This window comes from Methanobrevibacter sp. (assembly GCF_017539065.1).
In the GTDB taxonomy this organism is placed as follows: Archaea; Methanobacteriota; Methanobacteria; order Methanobacteriales; family Methanobacteriaceae; genus Methanocatella.
Window position 1 is genome coordinate 1 of sequence record NZ_JAFYHP010000001.1, and the last position, 12308, is coordinate 12308.

Annotated in this window: 13 protein-coding genes and 1 rRNA gene; 6 read left to right on the forward strand and 8 right to left on the reverse strand. The window is 35.1% G+C overall.

What is annotated here, in order from left to right:
• Positions 1-214, reverse strand: a 16S ribosomal RNA gene (locus tag IKS50_RS00005); the annotation flags it as partial.
• A 652-nt stretch (positions 215-866) separates the two neighbouring features.
• Here IKS50_RS00005 and mer point away from each other — a divergent pair.
• From mer to IKS50_RS00025, 4 genes are all read left to right on the forward strand, one after another.
• The gene (gene mer, locus IKS50_RS00010; RefSeq protein WP_292843607.1) at positions 867-1826 is read left to right on the forward strand and encodes a 5,10-methylenetetrahydromethanopterin reductase; all 960 of its coding nucleotides are present in this window, start codon (positions 867-869) and stop codon (positions 1824-1826) included.
• Between the two features lie 106 nt (positions 1827-1932).
• Positions 1933-3015, forward strand: coding sequence for an archaeosine biosynthesis radical SAM protein RaSEA (locus IKS50_RS00015; RefSeq protein ID WP_292843609.1), 1083 nt, complete (start codon positions 1933-1935; stop codon positions 3013-3015).
• Between the two features lie 37 nt (positions 3016-3052).
• On the forward strand, positions 3053-3535 hold the full coding sequence (locus tag IKS50_RS00020) for a DUF308 domain-containing protein (protein WP_292843611.1): 483 nt from the start codon (positions 3053-3055) through the stop codon (positions 3533-3535).
• Positions 3536-3560: 25 nt separating this feature from the next.
• Entirely contained in the window at positions 3561-4841 is a 1281-nt protein-coding gene (locus IKS50_RS00025; protein WP_292843613.1) for an adenylyltransferase/cytidyltransferase family protein, read from the forward strand.
• On the opposite strand, the gene IKS50_RS00030 is transcribed toward IKS50_RS00025, so the two are convergent.
• Genes IKS50_RS00030 through IKS50_RS00055 form a run of 6 tightly spaced genes read right to left on the reverse strand, consistent with a single transcriptional unit; the run spans position 4831 to position 9585 of the window.
• On the reverse strand, positions 4831-5565 hold the full coding sequence (locus tag IKS50_RS00030; RefSeq protein ID WP_292843614.1) for an NAD(P)-binding domain-containing protein: 735 nt from the start codon (positions 5563-5565) through the stop codon (positions 4831-4833). The genes IKS50_RS00025 and IKS50_RS00030 overlap by 11 nt on opposite strands.
• An 11-nt stretch (positions 5566-5576) precedes the next feature.
• The gene (locus IKS50_RS00035) at positions 5577-6437 is read right to left on the reverse strand and encodes a DUF89 domain-containing protein (protein WP_292843616.1); all 861 of its coding nucleotides are present in this window, start codon (positions 6435-6437) and stop codon (positions 5577-5579) included.
• Positions 6438-6439: 2 nt separating this feature from the next.
• The gene (locus IKS50_RS00040; RefSeq protein WP_292843618.1) at positions 6440-6643 is read right to left on the reverse strand and encodes a MoaD/ThiS family protein; all 204 of its coding nucleotides are present in this window, start codon (positions 6641-6643) and stop codon (positions 6440-6442) included.
• A gap of 4 nt (positions 6644-6647) precedes the next feature.
• Positions 6648-7565, reverse strand: coding sequence for a TIGR00269 family protein (locus IKS50_RS00045; protein WP_292843620.1), 918 nt, complete (start codon positions 7563-7565; stop codon positions 6648-6650).
• Positions 7566-7574: 9 nt separating this feature from the next.
• A complete protein-coding gene (locus tag IKS50_RS00050; RefSeq protein WP_366664902.1) occupies positions 7575-8729 on the reverse strand; it encodes a VWA domain-containing protein in 1155 nt (384 codons plus the stop codon).
• Between the two features lies 1 nt (position 8730).
• Positions 8731-9585 (reverse strand): MoxR family ATPase, encoded by an 855-nt coding sequence (locus tag IKS50_RS00055; protein WP_292843626.1) that lies wholly within the window; start codon positions 9583-9585, stop codon positions 8731-8733.
• Between the two features lie 126 nt (positions 9586-9711).
• Between IKS50_RS00055 and IKS50_RS00060 the strand changes: the two genes are divergently transcribed.
• Positions 9712-10056 carry a hypothetical protein gene (locus IKS50_RS00060; RefSeq protein WP_292843629.1) on the forward strand — a complete coding sequence of 115 codons (345 nt, stop codon included), beginning with the start codon at positions 9712-9714 and terminating at the stop codon, positions 10054-10056.
• Positions 10057-10058: 2 nt separating this feature from the next.
• On the opposite strand, the gene IKS50_RS00065 is transcribed toward IKS50_RS00060, so the two are convergent.
• The gene (locus tag IKS50_RS00065) at positions 10059-11663 is read right to left on the reverse strand and encodes a dihydropteroate synthase-like protein (protein ID WP_292843631.1); all 1605 of its coding nucleotides are present in this window, start codon (positions 11661-11663) and stop codon (positions 10059-10061) included.
• A 271-nt stretch (positions 11664-11934) separates the two neighbouring features.
• Here IKS50_RS00065 and IKS50_RS00070 point away from each other — a divergent pair.
• Positions 11935-12308: 2-oxoacid:acceptor oxidoreductase family protein (locus tag IKS50_RS00070; RefSeq protein WP_292843633.1), on the forward strand; the 374-nt coding region annotated here is incomplete at its 3' end.

The following is a 12308-nucleotide window of genomic DNA, read 5'->3' on the forward strand; positions in this document are numbered from 1 at the left end:
AGACCCATCCTTAGGCGAAAAAACATTTAAACAAAGAACCATTCCAGGAAAAATTGCCTATCCAGTATTATCCCCAGTTTCCCAGGGTTATCCCGGTCCTAAGGGTAGGTTATCCACGTGTTACTGAGCCGTACGCCACGAGCCTAAACTCGTTCGACTTGCATGGCTTAATCGAATCCCAATAGCAGTAGCATCTGCCAGGATCAAACAGAATTGATGCACATAACAGAACATAATAATATTAATAATATTATGAAGTACGCTAAAAAAATATAGACGAGTAATTAATACATATAAAATTTGATATAAAAGTTCCTATAATCAAATTTCACCACATCTACAAAACTTACATCATACCCGAAAAGCTCAGGTACTCACAAAGCACATTCATGATATTAATAATTCAATTAATATAATAAATATGATAATTTATAGCTACGTGCGGAAAAGCAGTCATCATAGTCAGAATTGCAAATACAATATGACTTAAACCAACGCCAAAAAAACACATAGCACATTTAATACCCAAAGAAATTATATTAACAAAATCAATTAAAAAACATTGCAAAAATTAATATTAATGAAAAAAAATAACAAAAAAATTCTAAAATATTAAATAAATAACAATAACAAATAATTATGTAAAATAATGATTAAATAATGAATTAATATAAAAAAAATTTTAAAAATTTTTATTAGTGCTAAGTCGAACAAAATAATTGAAAAAATAATTTTTTTTTAAAAACATAATATCCTATTTAAATTAAGATACAACAAAAACATATTTAATATTTAAAACTTTCTATCTGTTTCAAATAAAAATTACTTTATATATAGGGAACCTAAAATATTATTGGTGATAAAATATGAAGTTCGGTATAGAATTCGTACCAAATCAACCTTTAGATGAAATTGTAAAATTAGTAAAATTAGCAGAAGATGTCGGTTTTGAATACGCTTGGATCACAGACCACTACAACAATAAAAACGTATACGAAACTTTAGCATTACTTGCAGCAAACACTGAAACCATTAAAATGGGTCCTGGTGTAACCAACCCATACGTAAGAAGCCCTGCAATTTCTGCTTCCGCAATCGCAACTATTGACGAAATCTCAAACGGAAGAGCAACCTTCGGTATTGGTCCTGGTGACAAAGCTACTTTCGATTCATTAGGAATTGAATGGACTAAACCAGTATCCACTATTAAAGCAGCAGTAGCTGACATTAACACCTTATTAGCAGGTGGAAAAACCGAAGGCGGAGCAGCATTAGGTGGAGTAAAAGCTGTCCAAGAACACATTCCTATTTACATGGGTGCTCAAGGTCCTAAAATGTTAGAAACCGCTGGAGAAATCGCAGACGGTGTATTAATTAACGCTTCCAACCCTAAAGATTACGAAGCAGCAATGCCTATGATCAAAAAAGGTATCGAAGCAGCTGGAGAAAAAGAATTCGACGTAGGTGCATACACTGCAACCTCCATTGGTCCTGACTCTGACGCAGCTAAAAACGCAGCTAAAATTGTAGTTGCATTTATTGCAGCAGGTTCACCACCTCCAGTTATCGAAAGACACGGATTACCTGAAGGATTCAACACCCAAATGGGAGACTTCTTAGCTAAAGGTGACTTCGGTGGAGCTATTGGCGCTGTAACCGATGAAGCACTCGACGCATTTTCCGTATGTGGTACTCCTGATGAGTTCATTCCAAAAATTGAAGGCTTAGCTGAAATGGGTGTAACTCAATACGTAGCAGGTTCCCCTGTAGGTAAAAACGTAGAAGAATCCATTAAATTATTAGGAGACGTTATTGCAAGTTTCTAAACTTGCTTTCTCTTTCTTTTTTTATTTTTTTAAACCCGTATACACAACTTATTACCATCATTTTTAACATAATTTTTAATTATAACATCAACATAATAGTATTATAATGGAAATTGAAAATTTGACAAAAGAAATTAGACAAAGAGCTTTTGAGAGAAAAGAACCAAAATCCCCTGAACAAGTTGGGGCAAGCTGGTATAATGATGATTTAACATACAATGGTGTTGCAAAAACATTATTTATAATTTTACCAACTCCCGGCTGTGCATGGGCACTTGGCGATAGCGGCGGATGTACTATGTGCAGTTATGTATCCGATTGTACTCTCGAACCGATTGATACAGAAACTATTTTAAAAATATTCCATGACCACTTATCAAGACATCCGATAGCTGAAGAAGACAGGATTTCAGTGAAACTGTTTGCATCAGGAAGCTTTTTGAATCCTTATGAACTTCCAAAGGATGCGCGTGATGAAATCTTAAAAACTTTAATGAGTTTAGGCAATGTTACAGAAATTATTGTTGAGTCAAGACCCGAATATGTAAAAGAAGAATATTTAGATGAAATATTTGAAATTATCGGAGATACATTATTTGAAGTAAGTATCGGTCTTGAAACTTCTAATGATTACACTAGACTGAATAAGATTAATAAAGGTTTTACTTGTGAAGATTTTGAAAATGCGGTCAAATTAATCCAAAATCTAAAAGAAAACAAGGGTTATAATCTAAAATCTAAGGCGTATATCTTTGTAAAGCCTATTTTGGTATCTGAAAGTCAAGCAATATCTGAAGCGATTGAAACCGCTCATTATTGTAATTCGATTGGAGTTGACAGACTTTCATTTTGTCCGGCAACAATTCATAGCGGAACAGTGATTGAAAGGTTTTGGAGAAAAGGAGCTTACCAACCGCCATGGATTTGGTCATGCGTGGAGATTATTAATACAGTTAGGGACGAGTTAGAAATCCCTTCCCTTTTGGATACTTCAGGTTTCGGTTCAAGACGTGGCCCATATAACTGCAAAAAGTGCAATAAAGACTTGAAGCATATGATAATAGCCAACAACTTGACACAAACAAAAATAGAATATGATTGTGAATGCAAAAATGAATGGTTGGCTGAAATCAAAAATTCAGATATGAACTCATCAACTGTGGAGATAAAGCATGTCCCACTATATTAATATAACTTAAATTATTAATTATTAATAGGAGGAAAAAATGAAAAGTAAGTTTATTAGTTTACTAGCTATACTTCTTGGATTATTAATCATCATATTTCCAATAATGGGAGTCGTTGGAGTTGCTGATTTAATTGCCTTATCAGTATTATTGATATCCATATATCTTCTCGTTGTCGGAATAGCGATAATCGATTATAACAAGACAGGAGCGATACTTGACTTAGCCCTAGGTTTAATACTGTTATTCTTAAGTATCTGTTTAATATTTAATCCGGCAATGCTTGGATTTTTAGCCGAAATTACATTATATCTTGCAGGAATACTCTTGATAATCGTTGGACTTGTTTCATTGATTAACAACAGAACATCCAAATACGGATTCTATATTGGAATAGCTGGAGTAGTCCTTGGTTTATTGTACATAATCATTGGAACTTTTGTAGCAAATCCAATTATTCTTGGAACATTAATCGGATTATGGCTAGTAATAAGTGGTGTTTTAAAATTAATGGATAGTTAAACTATCCAAAAATTTCTTTTTTTTGGTGTTTGATTTGATAGGAATTAGTGCAGACTTTGACCCCGTTCATAAAGGGCATGAACAATTATTAAAGGAAGCCCGTAAACTGGCTGATGAAGAAAATAAAAAAGTCGTTGTTTATTTAAATAAAGGTTTCAGTGCAAACCATGCTCCCTTTTTCGTTGATTTTGATGCCCGTCGTGAAATGGCACTGGCTTTAGGTGCTGATGATGTTAAATCATTTGAAGGCCTTCATCATAGGTTAGTCTTATCTTATAGTGTTCCTATTAGGCTTAAACAAATGATTGATGATGGCGTGACAGATTACATTACCTCAGCAAGTATTTCACTGGATGAAATAAAGTCAAAAGCTCAAAAATTCATTGATGAAGGAAACTTCGTTGGAATGCCGAAAAGTTATACCAATAGAAATGAGATTCGCTGGTATGCGATAAATGAATTTTTAGGCTCAAAACTTAACTATCATGTTGTGAAGGAATTCAACAAGGACAAATACTCCGGAAGATTAATCAGGCAATCCATTATTGATAACGATATGGAAATATCTAATGAAATTAAAAAGTTGCTGCCAAAAAGCACAATTGAAATTTTACAACGAGAGATTGATGCCGGCAGAACCCCTGGTGAGCGTAATTGGCCGGCCATTTACAAAAGGATGAATACCTATTCTCGAGGAAACCTTGAAAAAATAGCTTACCTTAATGGAAATACTATAAACGAAATTATTAAAAGGAGAGTTTATAGGGACCCGGAATCCATTTGGGCTGCCTTTAGAAGATCAGATTATGGTCCTGTAATGACCAGATTGGCAATAAGTGCCATTGAAATGGATGTAAGTAAAAAAGAAGTGATGGAGTTAATGAAAAGCTATGAATCACTAGGAGTAATTCCTGATAATCAAAAGGTCCAAAGAGTTATTGATAGGGCATGGTATGTTGCATGTGAAGGTGAAAAGGGAATCAGTGCACGTGATGCGAACAATAAGTTCAGAAGTGAAAATATTACTGTTGATGAGCCTCCGTTAAGCATTGAAGCTGGATTAAACCTAACTAAATTCGAAACAAAAATCACAAAGGAAGGATTGAATACTGATTTATATGTCGATAAAAATGGTAAAATCTCAGTTCAGTTTAAAAGCGAAGGCAAAAAGATTAAAACCAATTTAAGATTGCCTGCTCGAGATGTGACTTACCTAAGATACATTATGGATTCTCATTTTATTCCTGTTAGCGGAAGCATAAAGGAAGCTAAAAAAGGATTTAAGGTGAATGTGGTTATTGGTTAAGTTTTTTTAATGCCGCTTTAACCATGACTAAATCATTCTCATTGAAATAGTTGATTATTTCTTCCAATTCCTCACTTTTTCTTTTGGAATTATTTAAGGTATTGCTTATTCTGGAAAGAGATTTTTCTTTGAAATCCTCCCCTTCAGTTAATGTTAATATATCAAAGAACTCCTTTTCTAAATTATTATCTTTTGCGAGTTCTTGAGATTCTATTAATAAAGCGGACAATGTCTTTGTGTAAGTGCTTCTAAGCAGTTTTAAAATACTTACATCTCCTATCCTATCACTGATTTTAGTTGTTTTGATAAAATCATTTAAAAATAACAGTTCATTGGCATTTTCGCCTGAGATGTATAATATCGGATTGGCAGAATCAATCTTGCCGACAATGGCTCCATCAACTAAATTATCAACATGCCCGTTAATTTCAAATGTTGTATCGGGAGAGATATTATTCAAATCCAGATAAATCCCCTTTGCATATCTCCCATATTCCTTTGCAACGTTTAAAGCTGTTTTTGGAGAGTTGGCTGAGATTAGAATGTCCGATTGAATCGCCACATCCTTAAAAGTATCTAAGGTTTGGATATTTGAATTGTTAATTTTTTCAATTGTTTTTTCTGATCTGTTTTCGGCTGAAGTAACGAATTTGATATTATCAGAGCTGATTAACTTAACCAAATTTTGTGAAACCTTTCCAAAACCTATAAAACCAATTATCATAATCTCACTAGTTACTTTTTAAATAAGAGCATGTCATGTAAATTAACACCAATATCCCTAGATATTGTATTGCATTTCGCACATAATAAGAAATAAACATCCTTATTAGATAAATCAATTTCTGTTAGGCCTTCGTAATTTCCCATGCCTTTTGATATTATGAATTTATGATTTTCAAAAATTTCCCTAAATTCATCTGAAATTTCGGCATCTACATAACCTACAGTTCCGCAACCTATTTCTACAATCTCTCCAAATTCATCTAATCCTGCATCAAGTGCCTCCCTCATACAGGCGTCGTTTAAAATAGGCTCGGATTTAACGGCAATTGTAATATCTAAATTATATTCCTTGATTTTTGCTAAAAGCAGTTTATCGAATACGATTTCGCCCGTGTTATCCACCAGGTATAAAACTTTATCATGCTCTTTTAATGATTTTTCAAACTTCTCAATGTCTTTAACGGCCAAATCTTTTTTAAGTGAGGTTTTTATGACGCTTTCTATGTCGTCATCTAAGGTAAATGCTCCAAAGTCCAGGATATTGCCGATGATTGATATTTTAACATAGTTTTCTAAACTGTTATCTTCTTCAAGAATTTTTTTAACATCTGGCAAATATTTTAAAGCGATTTCGTTTCCCTCGATTTTTTCCTTGTAGTACGGGTCAGTGCATCCGGTTTTTTGCTTAATCATTTTATGCATTGCAGAACCTGTGCTGTTTGAATTAGTGTTTAATTTGAAATTGTCACCTAAAAATTTAAATATTTCTTCCATGACTTCCATTTTAAGGGTTTCATCCTCTGTAGACAAATCCAAGGCTTCTTTAGCCTGCCTTAAAAAGCACGGGCCGCATTCATAACTAATCTTCAAATCTAACCACCATATATTATTTGGACTATCTGGATTTCATCATCATTTTGAATTACAGTATCTTCAATAACCAGTTCGCCATTCTGCTTTGAAACGACTGTTTGAGCAGATAACTCTAATTCATTTAGTAAATCTTTTATAGTGTAATTGTCATTTGGTATTTCTCTTTTTTCGTTTAATTCTTTATATTTTAATGTGAAAGACATATTATCATACTCCTAATTCTTCTAAAAATGAGCAAGCCTTACATAATTCATTTGCAGATGGCTCGCCACATCTTTTGCATCTCCCATGAGAATACTCCTTTTGCATTTCTTTTTTTAGAACGCCTTTAATTTTGTCATATCCCCTTAAGGTAGAATATTTTATTGTAGGGTGTTTTTCAGCTAATTGATTAATGACTTCTGAAACTTCCCCTCTGAATGATTGCATTGCATAAGGGCAGCTGTCGAAGTGAACTTCCAGGTCTTTTGCAACTACATACAATCCTATTTCACGTTCAGGGATTTCCCTTAATGGTTTGATTTTGACTGTGAATTCTTTTGCTTTAGATTCTGTTTTTGCACCTAATTTGCCTAAATTATCTGTGTTTCCCTCTAAATAATTCATCATAATAGCCTGGACCTCATCATCCAAATTGTGTCCGGTCGCAATTTTTGTAGCTCCCATTTCACGGGCGGCCTTATTGATTATGGTTCTTCTGAATACCCCACAATAGGTACATGACCCCTTGTGGTTTGGCCTTTGCATGATTTCATCCAGGGCTATTCCATACTCATCCTTCAGTGAAACTACCTTATGCTCAATTCCTAACCTTTCCGCATGCCTTCTGGCAATTTCCACACCTTCTTCACGGTAATTTGCTATTCCCTCATCGACGGTTACCGCACAGATGTCTATGACATTCATTTGGCGGAACGAGTCAAGAATCTCAAGTGTTGTGACACTGTCCTTTCCTCCGGACAATGCTACGAGAACCTTATCACCTTTATCCAATAATTTTTCCTTTCTAACAGTTTTGATAACCTTCTTTTCAATTGAATCTATAAAACAATCCTTGCATAACAATTGACCGGACTGTTCTCTTTTATAAATAACTTTAGGGTTACCACATTTACTACATTGCATAATAATTACCTACATTTGCTCTACAAAGTGTGCCAGTTGATTTAACGTATTTACTTCGAACACCTGGGCTCCTGCATCCCTGTACAATGAGACGCAACTGTCCACAACATCCCATTTGTTCTTGTCTTCGGGATTTAGGATGACTACCTTTTTCGAATCCCTTACCATCTCTTCAACTATCTCCACGCTGGCAGGAATTCCATGTACCTTCGGCCCTGCCCAGTCTCTGCAGTCTGATAAAATAATCACATAAGACTTATTGTTGATGTTTGCCTTTTCCTGGAACTGCTTGAATGCTGAATACATGTCCGAGGTTCCGTGCACCATCATATTTTTAATGCGCATATCCTTTACCTTTACAAAGGAATCAATGAGATATTCTTCCTTTAAGGCCTTTGTTGTTTCGATTACCTTATTGTCGAATTCAAAAGTTCTTGATCTTTTAAAGGCAGTTTGCGCTGAAAACATCAGCATGAAAAACCAGCTGCTGATCCATTCGCATGACCCGCTGATGTCGTTCAGGAACAGGTGCTCATTCTTATGGGGCCTTGGCTTTGCCTTTACGAGTTCCAACGGCACTCCGCCGTATTTCAGGTTGGCCCTCATGGTTCTTCTCATATCGATTTTATTGCTGTGGGCCTGAATCTTTCTCCTTGAACGTTTATTGGCTATTCTTTTACCTAATCTTTGGCAGATTTCAAGCATCCTTGGGTCGAACTTGTTCAGTTTGGTCAAATCCTTATTCATAAGTTCCCCGTCACGTTCGAGTTTTTTTGCTTCTTCAAGCAACGGCTGACCGGATAGCATCTTCAGCTTTTCATTATCTATTTTCTCTTTGCGGACCCTCTTTCCAATTGTATCCTGCTTTTTAATGATATATTTATTGGATTTTGGCCCTGTACCTCTGTATGCCTTGCTGCGGTCAGGTTCTTTTAGCTTTTCTTCAGGTTTTGGAGCTGCAAATACTTCATCGAAAACCTTCAAAAATTTTGGAATGTCATATCTGTCCTTGACATAGATTGCCATCAGGGCGGTCTTTAGAAGATTCCTGTCTTCATCTCCAAAATTCAGATAAATCTCCATAGCTGATTGGGTGCTCCTGATACTTACGGGAAGACCTTCCTTTCTTAAATCAGCTGAGAGTTTTGCGATTTTATTAATCATCTTATCTTTTGTTGAAAATATCTTTTATTACACGTTTCTTATCACTTTCAGTTTTAATTGCTACGCCAATACTGTCTTCCAAGGATTTGTCTATATCTTTAGTTCCGAGACTTGAGACTGATTTGACCCAATCGACAGTACCCCTTACGGACGGCTTTTTCATCAGGTTAAGGTTACGTATTTGATGAACCAGCTTAACGACATAAGATACTGTTTCGTCATCCGCTCCAGGGATTTTTGATTTGACTATTTCGATTTCCCTTTCCACAGTAGGATATGGAATGTATAAGAACAGACATCTGTCTTTTGTTTCATCAAGAAGGGACCTTTGTGAATTTGATGTTAATACAACAATCAAATCGTTTTTGAGTTGAAATGTTCCCAAATCGTTGATTGTGATTTCCTGTTCCCCCAATGCCTGAAGCAGGAAACTTTCAACTTCCTCATCTGCCTTGTCAATCTCATCGATTAGCAATACGGAATCATTGTCGTTCAAAAACGCATTGAGCAGCGGCCTTCTGATGAAATATTCGTCGGCAAATATTTCATCAACATTGCTTGAATCGTTTTTAGCAGCTTCCAAGTGTAACAGTTGTTTTTGATAGTTCCATTCCCCGACAATCTGTTCGAAAGTTATTCCTTCATAACACTGAATCCTGAAGAAATCCCTGTCGAGTGATTTTGCAATTACTTTAGCCAGTTCTGTTTTTCCAACGCCCGGAGGGCCTTCAATAAGCATAGGCTTTCCAAGCAATAATGATAAGTAGAGTGTAGTTGAAATTTCATTGTTTGAAACATAACTTGCATCTAAAAGCAATTTATCCATGTCTTTTATACTAATATCTTCAACTTGCAACTTTTAACCTTCCTAAAATTTTGTTACTAAAATAAATTTAAATATTAAATGGATATAAAGTTTATGTAATATTATATGTTACATTAGTATAATATATTAATTGATTATTTAATTGGAGGGATAAATATGAAATTTGAAAATGCACTGATTATTGCATTAATATTAATGATATTCGTAGTTATTGGAGCATATTTTTACATTAATGGAACCGGAACTTCAGACTACCAGTCAATGGATTCCATCATGACCGACAATCCAAATGCTGATGGTGTGAATACAGTTTCCCAACCGTCCGGCCAATCATCAGGCGGAAGCAGTTCAGGTTCTGAAGTCGATACTGCAAGTGATGCCGATTCAAATTCCAATAGTGGAGAATCACAGGACACTTCATCCCAAAGCAGTTCTGGTGACAGTTCAGCTCCACAGGCAGGACAATCTGAAGGAACAGTCGACCCAACAGATTTTGATTAGAACTATCTTTTAAATTCATCAGGATTTTTGAATAATTCAAAATCCTGAACATATTCTTTACCTGTAATCATCGCTATTTCTGCTTTTTTAAGTTCAGCACCCAAATAAGCGGCATGTTCCATTCTTGTGACAAGATTTTTAGTGATAATCTCCTCATAAATCTCTTTTGCTGAATGGCCGACGATTACTAAATCCGGTTTATTTTTCTTAAAATGAGTTGCGGTGATTTTACTGTTTTCAACAGTTGTTCCGTAATCAACATTGATTTTGAAACTGCCCGCTTTATCCCTTACAAATTTTAGTGGTTTAACTTGGTGGGTTTGTTCAACTCCATCCAATTCATTTAATATAATGTCATTACGTTTATGTTTATCTTTAAAGGCAACAAGATTTATTCCCAAATCCTTTGGAATTGATTTTCTGTGTTTTGCAAGAAACATCATTTTAGAAGCGGTTGCAAGTTCGTAAACACTGCCTCTTGTTTTACCACTTTCTTCAGGAGTGAATAATATGCTTACGCCCAGCTCCATACCAATTCCTGCCAACAACACATTCACGCCTCCGGAATCGGCATCCATCAATTCTGTAACATTGCCCACACCGAAAAACATTGGTGCAGGATTGGTTTTGTGAAATTCATGACAAGCGATAATTGACTCTACGATACTTGCACTGTTTACAGGATCTAAAATTAAATCTGCAACATAACGCAACCCTTCAGTATCTTTAATTAACTGATGCATTGCCTCTACACGTTCTTTAGGTGATTTTGGCGATTTTCCATGTGAAAAATCTGTTGGCAGAAGTACTGCAGGAATATCCTTTTCCTTTAGGATTTCCTGAACTTCGGAATTGTTTCCCAAATCGAGACTCAAGACGAAATCGATTCCGTTTTCTGCCGCAACCCTTATCTCATCGGGATTCAATGTGTCGATGCTTAATGGTCTGTCTCCGACAATCGGCCTTAATGTTTCAATCAATTCAGGAATCTTATCTGAAAAGTCTTCTCCAGCAGCCATTCCAATATCAATCATGTCCGCACCCGAATCGACGAAATACTGGCACTTATTTATTAATGCCTCTTTTGAAAGGAATGGTGCATTGGCTATTTCTGATAAAACCCTCATCGGGAAGTCCTCCCCTACAGGGAGATTTTTGATAAGAATGTTGTTCGGTTTTTTGAGAAGTCTTTCGATATTTTCCTGGTCGTTTTCAAATTCCTCAATGAATTTGAAGGCCTCTTTGCGCTTTTCCTCTTCAATCAGTTTGTCGGCAGGTTTGTCTTCAGATAAATCTATACTGCCAATCAGATTCAATACCATGGCAAGGTCCGCACCATCGGTGGAGCCTTTGAATGTCGGTATTCCAAGTTCCTTTGTGATTTCCTTTGTTCCCTTTTTAATCAATCCCGGAACCAAAATCATATCAATTTCATCCAATTGATCTGAAAAACAGGTTTTCACTTCTTTAATAATTTGCCTTGGAGTTAGAAATGCAGCCACTTGAGTATTATCTGCAATATGCACAATTATCTCTTCCTTTGAACTGGAAACAACCTCCTTAATTAGAGGGTATGCTAACTCACCGGTGATTATTAAAACTTTCATAAACTTCCCAACCAAAATTTTTTTATAATTATATTATATTTTAATATATTAATAATATTTTTTAAAAATAGTATTTTTTTCAAAAAAGGTTTTGAAGTTGTATAATAAAAAAATAAAAAAGATAAAGGGAAATCTAAAAAAATAAAGAAAAAATAAAAGATTTGAACAAAAAAATTTAAACAAAATTATTCAAACTTGAAATTTTAACATAAAATTTATATATTTTAGAATTTATAATGATTATACATGATAAATATATGGAGGAGAATTAATGATTGAAATTCGTTTTCATGGAAGAGGTGGACAAGGTTCTGTAACCGCTGCTGAAATTTTAGCTAAAGCAGCTTTTAAAGATGGAAAATATGTCCAAGCTTTCCCATTCTTTGGAGTCGAACGTAGGGGAGCTCCAGTAATGGCTTTCACAAGAATTGATGATAAGCCAATTGAAATGAGATACCAAATCTATAACCCGGACTATGTGCTAGTTTTAGATGAAGGATTGTTAAATGTAGTAGACGTGTTTTCAGGAATTAAGGACAATACTGAAGTAATTATTAACACTGAAACTTTTGAAGGTAGTGGAGAACATACAGTTCACAAAATCGATGCAACAGGCATTGCACTCGATATGTTAGGACGCAATAT

Coding starts and splice junctions, on each gene's coding strand:
- mer (WP_292843607.1), top strand. CDS start 867: ATGAAGTTCGGTATAGAATTCGTACCAAATCAACCTTTAGATGAAATT.
- IKS50_RS00015 (WP_292843609.1), top strand. CDS start 1,933: ATGGAAATTGAAAATTTGACAAAAGAAATTAGACAAAGAGCTTTTGAG.
- IKS50_RS00020 (WP_292843611.1), top strand. CDS start 3,053: ATGAAAAGTAAGTTTATTAGTTTACTAGCTATACTTCTTGGATTATTA.
- IKS50_RS00030 (WP_292843614.1), bottom strand. CDS start 5,565: ATGATAATTGGTTTTATAGGTTTTGGAAAGGTTTCACAAAATTTGGTT.
- IKS50_RS00040 (WP_292843618.1), bottom strand. CDS start 6,643: ATGTCTTTCACATTAAAATATAAAGAATTAAACGAAAAAAGAGAAATA.
- IKS50_RS00045 (WP_292843620.1), bottom strand. CDS start 7,565: ATGCAATGTAGTAAATGTGGTAACCCTAAAGTTATTTATAAAAGAGAA.
- IKS50_RS00050 (WP_366664902.1), bottom strand. CDS start 8,729: ATGATTAATAAAATCGCAAAACTCTCAGCTGATTTAAGAAAGGAAGGT.
- IKS50_RS00060 (WP_292843629.1), top strand. CDS start 9,712: ATGAAATTTGAAAATGCACTGATTATTGCATTAATATTAATGATATTC.
- IKS50_RS00065 (WP_292843631.1), bottom strand. CDS start 11,663: ATGAAAGTTTTAATAATCACCGGTGAGTTAGCATACCCTCTAATTAAG.